General features: G+C 69.6%; 13 protein-coding genes. 9 read left to right on the top strand and 4 right to left on the bottom strand.

Annotated features, from left to right (window positions below; genetic code table 11):
• Window positions 1-89 precede the first annotated feature (89 nt).
• From HWX36_RS14350 to HWX36_RS14335, 4 genes are all read left to right on the top strand, one after another.
• Entirely contained in the window at window positions 90-917 is an 828-nt protein-coding gene (locus HWX36_RS14350) for a p-hydroxycinnamoyl CoA hydratase/lyase (protein ID WP_175952738.1), read from the top strand.
• Between the two features lie 42 nt (window positions 918-959).
• Window positions 960-2,411, top strand: coding sequence for an aldehyde dehydrogenase (locus tag HWX36_RS14345; protein ID WP_175952737.1), 1,452 nt, complete (start codon window positions 960-962; stop codon window positions 2,409-2,411).
• A 91-nt stretch (window positions 2,412-2,502) separates the two neighbouring features.
• Entirely contained in the window at window positions 2,503-4,407 is a 1,905-nt protein-coding gene (locus tag HWX36_RS14340) for a feruloyl-CoA synthase (RefSeq protein WP_175952736.1), read from the top strand.
• A 10-nt stretch (window positions 4,408-4,417) separates the two neighbouring features.
• A complete protein-coding gene (locus HWX36_RS14335; RefSeq protein WP_175952735.1) occupies window positions 4,418-4,699 on the top strand; it encodes an acyl-CoA dehydrogenase N-terminal domain-containing protein in 282 nt (93 codons plus the stop codon).
• Window positions 4,700-4,835: 136 nt separating this feature from the next.
• On the opposite strand, the gene HWX36_RS14330 is transcribed toward HWX36_RS14335, so the two are convergent.
• From HWX36_RS14330 to HWX36_RS14320, 3 genes are all read right to left on the bottom strand, one after another.
• Window positions 4,836-5,816, bottom strand: a complete 981-nt coding sequence (locus HWX36_RS14330) for a PDR/VanB family oxidoreductase (protein ID WP_175952734.1) — start codon at window positions 5,814-5,816, stop codon at window positions 4,836-4,838.
• 56 nt (window positions 5,817-5,872) lie between these two features.
• The gene (locus HWX36_RS14325) at window positions 5,873-6,916 is read right to left on the bottom strand and encodes an aromatic ring-hydroxylating dioxygenase subunit alpha (protein WP_175952733.1); all 1,044 of its coding nucleotides are present in this window, start codon (window positions 6,914-6,916) and stop codon (window positions 5,873-5,875) included.
• A gap of 73 nt (window positions 6,917-6,989) precedes the next feature.
• Complete coding sequence (locus tag HWX36_RS14320) at window positions 6,990-7,757, bottom strand: GntR family transcriptional regulator (protein WP_175952732.1); 768 nt, start codon at window positions 7,755-7,757, stop codon at window positions 6,990-6,992.
• Window positions 7,758-8,013: 256 nt separating this feature from the next.
• Between HWX36_RS14320 and HWX36_RS14315 the strand changes: the two genes are divergently transcribed.
• The 4 genes from HWX36_RS14315 (at window position 8,014) to HWX36_RS14300 (ending at window position 12,957) form a co-directional block, all read left to right on the top strand.
• Window positions 8,014-8,508: a MarR family transcriptional regulator gene (locus tag HWX36_RS14315; protein WP_175952731.1), complete on the top strand. Its 495-nt coding sequence runs from the start codon at window positions 8,014-8,016 to the stop codon at window positions 8,506-8,508.
• A 286-nt stretch (window positions 8,509-8,794) separates the two neighbouring features.
• Entirely contained in the window at window positions 8,795-10,000 is a 1,206-nt protein-coding gene (gene mhpT / locus HWX36_RS14310; protein WP_175952730.1) for a 3-(3-hydroxy-phenyl)propionate transporter MhpT, read from the top strand.
• A gap of 67 nt (window positions 10,001-10,067) precedes the next feature.
• On the top strand, window positions 10,068-11,207 hold the full coding sequence (locus tag HWX36_RS14305) for a porin (RefSeq protein WP_175952729.1): 1,140 nt from the start codon (window positions 10,068-10,070) through the stop codon (window positions 11,205-11,207).
• 28 nt (window positions 11,208-11,235) lie between these two features.
• Window positions 11,236-12,957: a tannase/feruloyl esterase family alpha/beta hydrolase gene (locus HWX36_RS14300; protein ID WP_175952728.1), complete on the top strand. Its 1,722-nt coding sequence runs from the start codon at window positions 11,236-11,238 to the stop codon at window positions 12,955-12,957.
• Window positions 12,958-13,014: 57 nt separating this feature from the next.
• On the opposite strand, the gene HWX36_RS14295 is transcribed toward HWX36_RS14300, so the two are convergent.
• The gene (locus HWX36_RS14295; protein ID WP_175952727.1) at window positions 13,015-13,491 is read right to left on the bottom strand and encodes an Lrp/AsnC family transcriptional regulator; all 477 of its coding nucleotides are present in this window, start codon (window positions 13,489-13,491) and stop codon (window positions 13,015-13,017) included.
• A gap of 180 nt (window positions 13,492-13,671) precedes the next feature.
• On the opposite strand from HWX36_RS14295, the gene HWX36_RS14290 reads away from it, so the two are divergent.
• Window positions 13,672-14,904 carry a diaminopropionate ammonia-lyase gene (locus tag HWX36_RS14290; RefSeq protein ID WP_175952726.1) on the top strand — a complete coding sequence of 411 codons (1,233 nt, stop codon included), beginning with the start codon at window positions 13,672-13,674 and terminating at the stop codon, window positions 14,902-14,904.
• Window positions 14,905-14,942: the final 38 nt, after the last annotated feature.

Here is a 14,942-nt window from a genome sequence, read left to right as displayed (position 1 = left end):
GCCGCTTCCATTCTACTTTACATATCAGGTTACCTGATAGTAAATTGGCGTCGAGTCGCACAGGGCGGCACGGTTATTGGAGAACGAAGATGAGTTACGAAGGTCGCTGGAAAACGGTGAAGGTTACGGTCGAGGGCGGCATCGCGTGGGTGTCGCTGAACCGCCCGGACAAGCGCAACGCGATGAGCCCGACGCTGAACGCGGAGATGATCGACGTGCTGGAAGCGGTCGAGCTCGACGCCGAGGCGCAGGTGCTCGTGCTGACCGGCGAGGGCGATGCCTGGACGGCCGGGATGGACCTGAAGGAGTATTTCCGCGAAGTGGACGCGGGCCCGGAAATCCTGCAGGAAAAGATCCGCCGCGACGCGAGCCGCTGGCAGTGGCAACTGCTGCGCATGTATGCGAAGCCGACGATCGCGATGGTCAACGGCTGGTGTTTCGGCGGCGGTTTCTCGCCGCTCGTCGCGTGCGATCTCGCGATCGCGGCCGACGAAGCCGTGTTCGGGCTGTCGGAGATCAACTGGGGCATCCCGCCGGGCAACCTCGTCAGCAAGGCGATGGCGGATACCGTCGGGCATCGCGAGGCGCTGTACTACATCATGACCGGCGATACCTTCACCGGGCAGCAGGCCGCGAAGATGGGGCTCGTCAACAAGAGCGTGCCGCGTGCGCAACTGCGCGATGAAGTGCTGGCGCTCGCCGCGAAGCTGCTCGACAAGAATCCGGTCGTGATCCGCAACGCGAAGCACGGCTTCAAGCGCTGCCGCGAACTGACGTGGGAGCAGAACGAGGACTACCTGTACGCGAAGCTCGACCAGGCGAACTACCGCGATCCGGAAGGCGGCCGCGAGCAGGGCCTCAAGCAGTTCCTCGACGACAAGAGCATCAAGCCGGGCCTGCAGGCATACAAGCGCTGACGCGCGACGCGGCACGCAACCGGACTGAGCGGAGACAGCGAAATGCACGAAGTGAGTTTGTTGATCGACGGCGTGTCGCGCGGCGCGTCGGATGGCGGCACGTTCGACCGGATCGATCCGGCGACGGGACAGGTGGCGTCGCGCGCCGCCGCGGCGACGCTCGCCGATGCGGATGCCGCGGTCGCGGCGGCCGCGCGCGCGTTTCCCGCATGGGCGGCGCTCGCGCCGACCGAGCGCCGCCGGCGGCTGCTCGCGGCGGCCGACCGGATGGACGCGCGCGCCGGCGAATTCATCGAGATCGGCCGCGCGGAAACCGGCGCGATGGCGAACTGGTACGGCTTCAACGTGATGCTCGCGGCCAACATGCTGCGCGAGGCCGCCGCGATGACGACGCAGATCGACGGCGCGGTGATCCCGTCCGACGTGCCGGGCAGCCTCGCGATGGCGGTGCGCCAGCCGTGCGGCGTCGTGCTCGGCATCGCGCCCTGGAACGCGCCGGTGATTCTCGCGACCCGCGCGCTCGCGATGCCGCTCGCGTGCGGCAACACGGTCGTGCTGAAGGCGTCCGAAGGCTGCCCGGGCGTGCACCGGCTGATCGGCAGCGTGCTGCATGACGCGGGGCTCGGCGACGGCGTCGTCAACGTGATCACGCATGCGCCGCAGGACGCTCCCGCGATCGTCGAACGGCTGATCGCGAACCCGGCGGTGCGGCGCGTCAACTTCACCGGCTCGACGCGCGTCGGCCGGATCGTCGCGACGCTCGCCGCGCAGCACCTGAAGCCGGCGCTGCTCGAACTCGGCGGCAAGGCGCCGGTGCTCGTGCTCGACGACGCGGATCTCGATGCGGCGGTCGACGCGGTCGCGTTCGGCGCGTTCTTCAACCAGGGCCAGATCTGCATGTCCACCGAGCGCGTGATCGTCGACCGGACAGTCGCCGATGCGTTCGTCGAACGGCTCGTCGCGAAGGCGCGTACGCTGAAGGCGGGCAACCCGGCCGCACCGGGCGTCGTGCTCGGTACGCTGGAAAGCGCGGCGGCCTCGCAGCGCATCGCGGCGCTGGTCGCCGACGCACGCGCACACGGCGCGGCGTTGCCGCTCGGCTGCGAAGTCGACGGCGCGGTGATGCAACCGACGATCGTCGACGGCGTCACGCGCGACATGAAGCTCTACGCGGACGAGTCGTTCGGGCCGGTCGTGACCGTGCAGCGCGTCGACGGCGACGAAGCGGCGCTTGCGGCCGCGAACGACAGCGAATACGGGCTGTCGGCCGCGGTGTTCAGCCGCGACATCGCACGCGCGATGCAGGTCGCGAAACGGATCGAGTCGGGCATCTGCCACATCAACGGCCCGACCGTGCACGACGAGGCGCAGATGCCGTTCGGCGGCGTGAAGGCGAGCGGCTACGGTCGGTTCGGCAGCAAGGCGTCGATTGCCGAATTCACCGACCTGCGCTGGATCACCGTGCAGACCGCGCCGCGCCACTACCCGATCTGAGCGGGCCGCCGCGTCGCGGCACCGACAACGACACAATGAAGTTCCCGCCGCGCGCTGCCAGCGCGCAGGCGGAACCGACTGGAGACAGACCTTGGATGCGGATCCGACCCAACTGCACGGCACTGCCGCCGCGCAGCCCGCCCCCGCCGGCTACCGCCCCGTCGCGATCGGTGCGGCACCGCCCGACATCGCGCAACGCGACGGCTGCTGGACCCTGCGCGCATCGACCGCGCTCGGCGCGTATCCGCGCCGGCTGACCGACCGGCTCGTCAGCGGTGCGCAAGCGCACCCGGACCGCTGGCTCGTCGCGCGGCGCGGCCCCGACGGCGCGTGGATCGGCATCAGCTATGCGCAGATGCTCGAACGCGCGCGCGCGATCGGCCAGGCGCTGCTCGATCGCGGGCTGTCGGCCGAGCGGCCGGTCGCGATCCTGTCCGGCAACGATCTCGAACACCTGCAGGTCGCGTTCGGCGCGATGTGGGCCGGCATTCCGTATGCGCCGCTGTCGCCCGCGTATTCGCTCGTGTCGAGCGACTACGGCAAGCTGCGCCACGCGTTGGCGCTGCTGACGCCGGGGCTCGTGTTCGCCACCGATGGCGATGCGTTCCGCGCCGCGCTCGATGCGACGGTGCCGCCCGACGTCGAGCGCGTGGTCGTGTCGGCGCCGGACGGGATGCGCGGCGTCACGCGCTTCGCGTCGCTGCTCGACACCGCGCCGGGCAGCGTCGACGCCGCGCACGAGGCGATCACGGGCGATACGATCGCCAAGTTCCTGTTCACGTCCGGGTCGACGCGGCTGCCGAAGGCGGTGCCGACCACGCACCGGATGCTGTGCAGCAACCAGCAGATGCTGCTCGAGACGTTTCCGCAATTCGGCATCGAGCCGCCGGTGCTGGTCGACTGGCTGCCGTGGAACCACACGTTCGGCGGCAGCCACAACGTCGGGATCGCGCTGTACAACGGCGGCACGCTGTACATCGACGACGGCAAGCCGGTCGCCGGCAAGTTCGACGAGACGCTGCGCAACCTGCGCGAGATCGCGCCGACGGTGTACTTCAACGTGCCGAAAGGCTGGGAGGAGCTGACCGTCGCGCTCGAAACGGACGCGGCGCTGCGCGCGACCTTCTTCTCGCGGGTGAAGATGTATTTCTTCGCGGGCGCGGGGCTGTCGCAGGCCGCGTGGGACCGGCTCGAGCGCGTGACGCTCGCGCACTGCGGCGAGCGCATCCGGATCATGGCGGGCCTCGGGATGACCGAGGCCGCGCCGTCGTGCATGTTCACCACCGGGCCGATGTCGGGCGCCGGCTACATCGGCCTGCCCGCGCCCGGCTGCGACGCGAAGCTGGTGCCGGTCGACGGCAAGCTCGAGGCGCGCTTTCGCGGCCCGAACGTGATGGCCGGCTACTGGCGCGCGAGCGGCGACGACGCGCGCGAGGTGTTCGACGACGAAGGCTACTACCGCAGCGGCGACGCGGTGCGCTTCGTCGACCCGCGGCGTCCGGAGATCGGGTTGATGTTCGACGGCCGGATCGCCGAGGATTTCAAGCTGTCGACGGGGACCTTCGTGAGCGTCGGGCCGATGCGCGCGCGGATCGTGTCGAACGGCGCGCCGTACGTGCAGGACGCGGTCGTGACCGGGATGAACCGCGACGACGTCGGCGCGATGATCTTCCCGCGCGTCGACGATTGCCGCCGCCTCGCGGGCGCGGGGCCGGACGCCGACGTGCGCGCCGTGCTGCGGGCGCCGGCCGTGCGCGCGTTCTTTGCGGACCTGCTGCAGCGGCTGAACCGCGACGCGACCGGCAGCGCGACGTTCATCACGCGGCTGTGCCTGCTCGACACGCCGCCGTCGCTCGATCTCGGCGAAATCACCGACAAGGGGTCGATCAACCAGCGCGCGGTGCTGACGCAGCGCGCGGCGGTGGTCGAAGCGATGTATGCGGCCGACGCGGCCGACTCGGGCGTGATCGTCGCTGGCACGGCGCGCGGCGCGTAAGGCGCGCACGATGAGTACCGGATATCGCGCGCCGCCGCGCGACATGCTGTTCGTGATCGACGAATGGCTCGACGCACCGGCGCTGTGGCGCCGTGTGCCCGAATGGACGGACCTCGATGCATCGAGCGCGCAACAGGTGCTCGACGATGCGGCGCGCTTCGTGACCGGGCGCGTCGCGCCGCTCGACGCGAGCGGCGATCTCGACGGCTGCCGGTTCGACATTGGCGACGCGCCGTGCGACGATCCGTTCCGCACGGACAAGCGCTCGGTCGGCGCTTACTTCTTCGACTAACCGCTGGCGGCGTTCGCGCATCGGCTCGCGCTCGTCGAGGCCGGTTGCCGGGCGTCGTTGCCGGTTGCCGGGGCTCAAAGCCGGCCGTCGGCGTGAACGCGCGGCGTGCGGCGCGTCCACCGCGCCGCACGCACTTTCACAGATCCAGCACCAGCAGCGGCGTGGCCGCACGCGAACAGCACGGCAGCATCTGATCGTTGGCCGCGCGCTCGTCGTCGGTCAGGTAGACGTCGCGATGATCGGGCGTGCCGGACAGCACGCGCGTGAGGCAGGTGCCGCACACGCCTTGCTCGCACGACACCGGCACCTCGATTCCGCAGCCGCGCAGCGCTTCGACGATCGTCGTGCCGGCCGGCACGTCGACGACGCGGCCCGATTGCGCGAGCGAGACCTGGAACGCGCGGTCGGCACCGTCTTCGCCTGGGACAGCCGCGGCGTCCACGCCGGCCGAACCCGAGCCGGCCGCGCCGAAATACTCCCGATGCACGTTCGCCGGATCCCAGCCGGCTTGCGCGGCCGCCGCGAGCACGGCGCCGATGAACCCGCCGGGGCCGCACACGTACAGGTGCGTCCCCGCATCGGGCTTCGCGAGCATCTGCGCGAAATCGATGCGCCGGCCGTCCGGCGCGTCGTCGAACCAGAGCCGCGTGCGGGCCTTGAGCCCGGGCGTGTCGAGCCGGTCGAGGAACGCGGCGCGCGCCGGCTCGCGCGCGCAGTAATGCAGCTCGAACGACTGGCCGGTCTCGATCAGGTGCGCGGCCATGCTGAGCAGCGGCGTGATCCCGATGCCGCCCGCGAGCAGCACGCTGTGCGCGGCACGCGGGTCGAGCGGGAAGTGGTTGCGCGGCGCGCTGATGTCGAGCGTCGTGCCGGGCTCGCATGCGTGCATCGCGAGCGAGCCGCCGCGCGACGCGGGCTCGCGCAGCACGCCGAGCCGGTAGACGCCCGTCTCCGACGGGCTGTTGCACAGCGAATACTGGCGGACGAAGCCGCCGACGTGGATGTCGATATGCGCGCCGGCCGTAAATGGCGGCAGCGCCGTGCCGTCTGCCGGCGCGAGTTCGAACGCGCAGATGTCGGTCGCGACGGGAAGCTTGCGGATGAGCGTGACTTTCATGGGGAAGGGCGAAGTAGGCGTGCCGCGCCGCCATGCGGCGGCGGTGCGGCATGCGGTCAGCACGGCAGCGCGGCGGCGCGCTCCTGGTCGATCAGCCGGTCGAGCACGCGTCGCGACTGCACGCCGCCCGCGTCGATGTTCAGCTTCAGCAGCGGCCGGTCCGGCCAGCGCAGCAGGTTGCGCTGCTGCGCTTCGAGCATGTCGAGATCCTCGGCGAAGATCGCGCCCTGCCCGTTGCGGATCGTCTCCGTCAACGCGCGGTCGTCCACCGCGAAGCTGCGCGCCATCCCCCAGAAGTACCAGATCGACGTCTCGGTTTCCGGCGTGATGAAATCGACGACGATGCTCGACACCTTGTCGCGCGGGTCCGCGTGATAGCCGCCCTTGCCCGCATGCGCGACGCCCACTTCGATCATCACGTGGCTCGGCGGCGTGAAATGGCAGATCTGCCAGCGATCGCAGCGCACGTCGTCGGCGAGCCCGTTGCCGCGCAGCGCGGCGGCCCAGAACGGCGGCGGCACGATGCCTTCCATGAAGCGGCTGGTCGTGACCGTATCGCCGTTCACCTTGGTCGCGGGCGGCGCTTCCTCGATCTCCGGCTGCCCGATGCTCGACGCATGCACGTAGGTCTCGTGCGTAAGATCCATCAGGTTGTCGATCATCAGCCGGTAATCGCAGTCGATGTGATAGAGACCGCCGCCATACGCCCAGCCCGGATCGTCGGCCCAGTGGAGCGGGTGGATCGTCGCCGGATCGGCCTGGGCCGGGTCGCCCGGCCACACCCATACGAAGCCGTGCCGCTCGACGGCCGGATAGCGGCGGATCGCCGGAATGCCGCCGACGCGCTGGCACGGCATGCTCGTGCACTTGCCGTCCGCGCCCATCGTCAGCCCGTGATAGCCGCACACGAGCCGGCCGTCGCGCACGGTGCCGAGCGACAGCGGCGCGCCGCGGTGCGGGCAGAAATCCTCGAGCGCGGCGACCGCGCCGTCCGCGTCGCGAAAGAACACCATGCGTTCGCCGCAAATCTGCCGCCCCAGCGGCTTGCCGGCGAATTCGTCCGGCGTGCAGGCCACATACCACGCGTTTTTCAGGAACATGCGTCTCCTCCATGGCGTGTCCTCACGCCGTGTCTATCGTCGGATGAGCGGCGCGTCGTGCGCCGCGCGCCGGTCAGCCGGCGTCGCGGCGAATCAGGTTGCCGCCCTTGAGCTTTGTCATCGCGCGCTGGCTGTCGAGCACGCGCCGCAGGTTGTCGTGCGCGATCTGCGCGTGTTCGCGCATCAGCGCTTCGGCGCGCACGCCCTGGCGGCGTTCGATCGCGTCGAGCACCGCGCGATGCTGGGCTTGCGCGACGATCAGCGTTTCGCGCGCGCGCGGATCGAGCGACTGCACGACGACGAACGCGCTCGCGGACGCGAACGGCAACGTCGCGACCTTGTCGATCTGCCGCGCGACGACGTCGCTGCCAGCCGCGGCCGCGAGCAACCTGTGAAAGCGGGCATTCGCGTCGACGTAGCGCGAGAAGGTGTCGTCGGTCAGCGGGCCGGCGAGCAGCACGTCGATCTCGTCGGCGCACGCGTGCAGGCCGTGCAGCATCGACGGCGGCACGCCGCGTTCGGCCGCGAACCGCGCGGCGAGCCCTTCGAGCGTGCCGCGCAGTTCGATCGCATCGCCGATCTCGCGCGCAGAAAACGCGCGCACCGCAAACCCGCCGGTCGAAATCGGCTCGACCAGCCCTTCCTCCTGGAGCCGGATCAGCGCCGCACGAACCGGCGTGCGCGATACGCCGAGCCGCTCGACGACCCACAGTTCGGAAATGCGTGCGCCGGGCGCGAGTTCTCCGCCGACGATGAGTTCGCGCAGGCCGAGCAGCGTGCGGACCGTTTGCGACGGGGAAGCGGTGCGGGTGTCGGAAGTCGGAACGTCGAGGTCGGTCATGGCGGATATCGGGAGCTGTGCCGCATTGCCGGCGCAGGCGTGCGGAGTTATCAGGTTACTTGATAAAATTGTATACATCGCTGCCATGCGTTCAAGCGGAATCGTGCAAATCAGCGGGTAAACCACGAGCGAAACCGGCTAGTCTGGCTCGTGTTGTATACAGTGCGCCGGTCGCCACGAAGCAGGCGATGCGAGCCTGTCCGCCATGCGGGCCGCGTGAGGTAAGATGGCCCGCGATATTCCTCCCGACACCTTCATGAGTTCGACTCCCGTCAAACCGGCCGGCGCGAAGCGCGCTGCCCGTGCCACCGAGGCCAGGCCGCCCATGCGTGCCCAGCAGCGGCTGACCTACCTGATCGGCAATCTCGATCGGCTGCTGCGCCGCCAGATGAGCGATGCGCTCGCCCCGCTCGGCGTGACGCTCGCGCAATACACGGCGCTGTCGGTGCTCGAGTCGCGCGGCGCGCTGTCCAATGCGCAGCTCGCGGTGCGCTCGTTCATCACGCCGCAATCCGCCAACGAGGTGATGGTCGCGATGGCGGCGCGAGGTTTCGTCACGCGCGAGGCCGATCCGAATCATGGCCGCGTGATCCTGCTGCGCCTGACCGACGAAGGTTCGGCGATCCTGCGCGAATGCGAACGGGTGCTGCGGCCGCTCGAGCGCCGGATGCTCGGCGACGACCTCACCGCCGCCGAAGCCGCGCAGGTCCAGCGCACGCTCGAACTGTTCGTGCGCAACCTGCGCGACTGAACCGCACGTTCGCTTCCTTCGTCGTTCCGCACGGCCTTGCCCGGCCGGCTTCCGCGCGCGTTGCGGGTTAACACCGGCGCACCGCACACTTGAAATATCAGGTTACCTGTTATTAAATCGTCCCGTCCTTCGATGGGATGACGGTCCGCATGACCGGCTGGTCGAGCGGATTTTATTTCGGACAATGAATCAGGCTACCTGATAATTTCTGATGCATGGTCCGATCACGAAAAAGACGCCGCGCATGCGTCCCGGCATGACGCGCGGTACAAGGTTTGGAGACGACATGGACACTTCCGTTGCCGAGAGGCCGGCCGTCGCGACGACGCTCGGTCTGTGTTTCGCGATCGCGCTGCTCGAGGGGCTCGACCTGCAGTCGGTCGGCGTCGCCGCGCCGCGCATGGCTCACGAGTTCGGCCTCACGGTTTCGCAGATGGGGCTCGCGTTCAGCGCCGGCACGTTCGGCCTGCTGCCGGGCGCGATGCTCGGCGGCTGGCTCGCCGACCGGATCGGCCGCAAGCACGTGCTGATCGCGTCGGTCTGCCTGTTCGGGCTGCTGTCGATCGCGACCGCGCAGGTGTCGAGCTTCGCGATGCTGGTCGTCGTGCGCGCGCTGACCGGCCTCGGCCTCGGCGGTGCGATGCCGAACCTCATTGCACTGTCGTCCGAAGCGGTCGACTCGCGCTCGCGCAGCAGCGCGGTGGCCGTGATGTACTGCGGGATTCCGTTCGGCGGCGTGATCGCGTCGCTGATCGGCGTGCTGCTGGCCGGCGACACCGAATGGCGGCACATCTTCAACGTCGGCGGCATCGGGCCGCTGCTGCTTGCTCCGCTGCTGCTCATGCTGCTGCCGGAATCGCGCGCGTTCCTCGACGTCAGCGCATCGGGCGGCGCGCGTCCGGGCGTTGCGCACACGCTGTTCGGCGGCTCGCGCACCGGCACGACGCTGGCGCTCTGGCTCAGCTATTTCTGCACGCTGATCGTGCTGTATTTCCTGCTGAACTGGCTGCCGTCGCTGATGGCCGCGAAGGGGCTCGCACGCAGCCAGGCGGGCATCGTGCAGATCTTCTTCAACATCGGCAGCGGCCTCGGCGTGCTCGGCATCGGCATGTCGATGGACCGGATGCGGCCGTCGCGGGTCGTCGGCGGCATGTACGCGGGGATCGTGCTGTCGCTCGCCGCGCTCGCCATCGCGCCGGGCCTCGTATGGCTGTCCGCCGCCGCGTTCGCGGCCGGGATGTTCGTCGTCGGCGGCCAGTCGGTGCTGTATGCGCTCGCCGCGATCTACTACCCGACCGCGATGCGCGGCACCGGCGTCGGCTCGGCGGTCGCGGTGGGCCGGCTCGGCTCCGTGGTCGGCCCGCTCGCGGCCGCCGAGCTGCTCGCAATGGGCCGCAGCGCGTCGGTCGTGATCGGCGCGAGCATCCCCGTCACGCTGGTCGCCGCCGTCGCGGCGCTGGTGCTGATCCGCAGGCCGCAGGCACACGACTGAGTTTCTTTACTTTCACCCACGAGCGCCGGCAGAGCGCGATATCGACGCAGGTCTGGAGACACTAACCATGAAGCACACCAAAGCCTTGCTGGCGGCCGGCGCGTGCGCGCTGGCCTCGACCGGCGCGCACGCGCAATCGAGCGTGACGCTGTACGGGATCATCGACACGGGCGTCGAGTTCGTGTCCCACGCGAACGCGGCCGGCGACCACGTGGTGCGGATGCCGGCCGTGACCGGCGAACTGCCGTCGCGCTGGGGGCTGCGCGGCGCGGAGGATCTCGGCGGCGGCTACCAGGCGGTCTTCACGCTGGAGAGCGGTTTCAATGTGCGCGGCGGCGATCTTGGGCAGGGCGGCCGGCTGTTCGGGCGGCAGGCGTTCGTCGGGCTGAAGGGCGGCTTCGGCACGCTCGCGTTCGGCCGCCAGTACACGATGACGTACCTCGCGCTGCAGGGCGCGGACATCATCGGCCCCGACATCTACGGGCTCGGCTCGTTCGACGCATACGTGCCGAACGGGCGCGCCGACAACGCGGCGACCTACATCGGCACGTACCGCGGCGTGACGCTCGGCGCCGCGTATTCGTTCGGCCGCGACGGCGCGGGCACCGGCAACTCGCCGGGGCAGGGCACGTGCGCGGGGCAGGTGCCGGGCGATGCGCTCCAGTGCCGCAACTGGTCGGTGATGCTCAAGTACGACAGCGCGTATTTCGGCGCGGCGGCGTCGTACGAGGAGCAGCGCGGCGGCACCGGCGCGGCCGCGAATTTCTTCGACGGCGTCGCGCCGGTCGCCTTCACGAGCAGCGGCGGCAAGGACGCGCGCACGCACGTGAGCGCCTACGCGCAGGCGGCGGGCGCGAAGATCGGCGCGGGCTGGATCGGCCGGAGCGTGTCGACCGGTTCGCCGGCCGCGCCCGGCGCGCATTCGAACCTGTTCTTCGTCGGTGCGTCGTACGCGGTGAAGCCCGATTTCGTCGTCGACGGCGAAGGCTACCGGATCGTCAACAGCGAGCACGACACGCGGGCGACGATGGCGACGCTGCGCGCGACCTATCTGCTGACCAAGCGCACGGCCGTCTACGCGCAATCGTCGTACCTGTGGAACAGCGCGCATGCGCGCTACGCGGTCAGCGGCGGCGGACCGGGCACGACGCCCGGCGAAGGGATGGGGCAGCTCGGCGCGATGGTCGGCGTCCGGCACATGTTCTGATCCGGCAGCCTGACGAACGGGAGCTATCTTGAACAGACAATCTGCATTCCTCTGCATTGCCCCGCTCACCGCCGCGATGCTCGCCGGTTGCGGCGGCGACGATTCGGTGAATTCCGTACCGACGCACCTGAGCGCCGCGACACCGGCCGCGATGGCGCAGACCTGCGACGCGCTCGCCGCGAAGCTGGCGTATGCGAACACGTCGTTCACGTCGGTTGCGACCGCGGCCGACGGCGCGCTCACGGTGGCCGGCAAGCCGATCGCCGAGCACTGCGTGATCGAAGGGAAGATGAACGAGCGCGTGAGCCCGGTGGACGGCAATACCTATGCGATCGGTTTCGAGATGCGCTTGCCGAAGGCGTGGAACGGCCGCTTCTTCTACCAGGCGAACGGCGGGCTCGACGGCAACGTCGTGACGGCAACGGGCGAGATCGGCGGCGGCGGCCCGCTGACCGACGCGCTGAACCAGGGCTTCGCGGTGATCAGCTCGGATTCCGGGCACAGCGCCGCGCAGAACCCGCTGTTCGGTATCGACCCGCAGGCACGCATCGACTATGGCTACGGCGCGGTCGACGCGCTGACGCCGATGGCGAAGCAGGTGATCCGGCTCGCGTACGGCAAGGCGCCCGACCGCAGCTATTTCGACGGCTGCTCGAACGGCGGCCGTCACGCGATGGTCACGGCGGTGCGCAACCCGGCCGACTACGACGGCATCATCGCGGGCGATCCGGGCTTTCACCTGCCGAAGGCGGCGATCGGCGAGATGTATGGCGCGCAGCAGTTCGCGAAGATCGCATCGGCGACCGGATCGAACGGGCTGCCGGATATCCGCAGCGGCTTCACCGATGCGGAGCGCCAGTTCGTCGGCGCGAAGATCCTCGAGAAATGCGATGCGCTCGACGGCGCGGCCGACGGGATGGTGCAGGACGTCGCCGCGTGCCAGGCGCATTTCAGCGTCGATGCGGACATCCTGACCTGCGCGAACGGCACACGCACGGGCGCGTGCCTGACGACCGCGCAGAAGACCGCGCTCGAGAACGTGTTCACGGGCGCACGCAACAGCGCGGGCACGGCGCTCTACGCGGGCTTTCCGTACGATCCGGGCATCGCCGGCAGCGGCTGGGCCGCGTGGAAGCAGTCGAATTCGATCACGCTCGATCCGGTCGCGATGGCGTTCACGTTCATGTCGCCGCCGAAAACCGCGGCGGTGCTCGCGAACGTGCCCGGCTTCGCGCTCGGTTTCGACATGGACAACGACGCGCCGGCCATTTTCGCGACGAGCGGCGTGTACACGCAATCCGCGTGGTCGTTCATGACGCCGCCCGACGAGACCAACCTGTCCGCGCTGAAGGCGCGCGGTGCGAAGCTGCTGGTCTATCACGGCACGGGCGACCCGGTGTTTTCGTTCGACGACACGCGCGACTGGTATGCGCGGGTCGCGCAGGCGAACGGCGGCGATGCGTCGGATTTCGCGCGCTTCTATCCGGTGCCGGGGATGAACCACTGCTCGGGCGGGCCGGCGGCCGACCAGTTCGACCTGCTGACGCCGCTCGTCGCGTGGGTCGAGCAGGGGCAAGCGCCCGGTGCGGTGGTGGCCACTGCACGCGATGCGACGAACGCGGTGCCGAATGCGGACGTGCCCGCATCGTGGGGGGCGGGGCGTACGCGGCCGCTGTGCCCGTATCCGCAGGTGGCGCGCTACAACGGCTCCGGCGACGTGAATTCGGCGGCGAGCTTCAGTTGCCGCTGACGTAGCCGTCGATGGGAGGCGGCCGGCGTGCGCCGGTCGCCTCATGTTTGCAAACGCTCACTCGCCCGGTTCGACCGGCACCTCGAGCCCGACCTTCACGCGGCTCATGCTTACCAGCGTCTTGAACCGCTTCACGTTGTTGTTCGCGAAGAACAGCTCGCGCGTGAGCGCGTTGTACTGATCCATGTTGCGCACGGCCAGGATCAGCACGAAATCCCATTCCCCGGTCACGTAGTAGCACTGCTGGATCTGCGGGCAGCGCTCGAAGGTGCGCTTCATCGCGTCGAGCTGGTCGATCTGCTCGCTTTCGACCTCGACGTTGACGACGATCGTCAGCGGATGATCGACCTTGTCCGGCGCGACCACGGCCGTGTAGCGCTCGATCACGCCGTCTTCCGCGAGACGCTTCAAACGCCGGTTCACCGCCGCCGTCGACAGATTCACGCGTGCGCCGAGTTCGCTTTGCGGCGTCTGCGCGTCGCGCTGCACTTCCATCAACAGCTTGCGATCGAACGCATCGAGTGGGGTCGTCATGATGGTGCGCGAAACCTCGAAAGAATGAGAAATTTTTGCGTCCAGGCAACCGATTTGGCGATTTTGTTGACCGGCATGCGCAATATTATTTTTCGGACCGACGGCGAATGCAACCCGCGCTTGCCCGATCCGAACCACCCGACGGACCGCCTGCGCGGTCCCGCACCGGAGCCTTGCCCCATGCTGATCGCCAACCCCCGCGCGTCGCGCGCCGCCTATCCGAACGCGCTGCGCCGCGTGATGAACATCGCGTCGGCCGACGAAAGCGGCGCGTGGCTGTCGCACTGGCCGCTCGTCGGCCACGCGCGCACGCCGCTGCGCGCGCTGCCGGATCTCGCCGCGCGGCTTGGCGTCGCGAGCGTCAGCGTGAAGGACGAGTCGTGCCGCTCGCCGCTCGGCAGCTTCAAGGCGCTCGGTGCGCCGATCGCACTGGTGCGGCTCGTGAAGCGCCTGCGGCGCACGCAGGATCTCGATCCGCAAGGGCTCGTCACCGGCCGCTACGCGGCGGAGCTGGCCGGCCTGACGGTGATCAGCGCGACCGATGGCAATCACGGCCGCGCGCTCGCCGCCGCCGCGCGGGCGATCGGCTGCGGGTGCGTGATCGTGCTGCATGCGAACGTCGACGCCGAGCGCGAACGCGCGATCTCGGCGTACGGCGCGCGGATCGTGCGCATCGCGGGAAACTACGACGAGTCGGTCGTCTGCGCGGCGCAGCTTGCGCAGGCGAACGGCTGGTATGTCGTGTCGGATACGTCGTACGACGGCTACGAGGCGATTCCGCGCGACGTGATGCAGGGCTATGGCGTGGTCGCCGCCGAGGCGGCCGCGCAGGCGGCGCAGGACGACGGGCGGCCGTTCACGCATGTGTTGCTGCAAGGCGGCGTGGGCGGCCTCGCCGCGGGCGTCGCGAGTTACCTGTGGGAGCGCGACGGCGCGCAGCGGCCGCATTTCATCGTCGTCGAGCCGCGCCAGGCGGACTGCCTGTACCAGAGCGCGCTCGCGGGGCGGGCGGCGAAGGCGACCGGCAGCGTCGATTCCGTGATGGCCGGCCTGGCGTGCGGCGAGGCGTCGCCGCTTGCATGGGATTTCCTCGAGCTGTGCATCGACCACTTCATGCTGATCGACGACGAGGACGCGGTGCAGGCGATGCGCGGCCTCGCGGCCGGCAGCGAACGCGATGCGCCGCTCGTGGCCGGCGAATCGGGCGCGGCCGGCGTCGCGGGGCTGGCAGTGCTGATGCGCGACCCCGCGCTCGCGCGACAGGTGGGGCTGGATGCGGATTCGCGCGTGCTGGCGATCAATACCGAAGGCGCGACGGCGCCGTCCGTGTACCGGAGCTGCGTGGGCGAGGCGGCCGACGCCGTGCTCGCGCGGCAGCGCGACTGGCTGGACCGCGCCGCAGTGGCGGCCTGAACGACATCACGACCGATCCCGATCGACTCCGACTGACG

Origin of the sequence: Burkholderia sp. BCC0405, assembly GCF_902833075.1 — a bacterium.
GTDB lineage: Bacteria > Pseudomonadota > Gammaproteobacteria > Burkholderiales > Burkholderiaceae > Burkholderia.
Note: the sequence above shows the minus strand (reverse complement) of the source record. Positions and strands in the feature narration are given on the sequence as shown.

Coding starts and splice junctions, on each gene's coding strand:
- mhpT (WP_175952730.1), top strand. CDS start 8,795: ATGGACACTTCCGTTGCCGAGAGGCCGGCCGTCGCGACGACGCTCGGT.
- HWX36_RS14330 (WP_175952734.1), bottom strand. CDS start 5,816: ATGAAAGTCACGCTCATCCGCAAGCTTCCCGTCGCGACCGACATCTGC.
- HWX36_RS14315 (WP_175952731.1), top strand. CDS start 8,014: ATGAGTTCGACTCCCGTCAAACCGGCCGGCGCGAAGCGCGCTGCCCGT.
- HWX36_RS14350 (WP_175952738.1), top strand. CDS start 90: ATGAGTTACGAAGGTCGCTGGAAAACGGTGAAGGTTACGGTCGAGGGC.
- HWX36_RS14290 (WP_175952726.1), top strand. CDS start 13,672: ATGCTGATCGCCAACCCCCGCGCGTCGCGCGCCGCCTATCCGAACGCG.
- HWX36_RS14335 (WP_175952735.1), top strand. CDS start 4,418: ATGAGTACCGGATATCGCGCGCCGCCGCGCGACATGCTGTTCGTGATC.
- HWX36_RS14320 (WP_175952732.1), bottom strand. CDS start 7,757: ATGACCGACCTCGACGTTCCGACTTCCGACACCCGCACCGCTTCCCCG.
- HWX36_RS14325 (WP_175952733.1), bottom strand. CDS start 6,916: ATGTTCCTGAAAAACGCGTGGTATGTGGCCTGCACGCCGGACGAATTC.
- HWX36_RS14305 (WP_175952729.1), top strand. CDS start 10,068: ATGAAGCACACCAAAGCCTTGCTGGCGGCCGGCGCGTGCGCGCTGGCC.
- HWX36_RS14345 (WP_175952737.1), top strand. CDS start 960: ATGCACGAAGTGAGTTTGTTGATCGACGGCGTGTCGCGCGGCGCGTCG.
- HWX36_RS14295 (WP_175952727.1), bottom strand. CDS start 13,491: ATGACGACCCCACTCGATGCGTTCGATCGCAAGCTGTTGATGGAAGTG.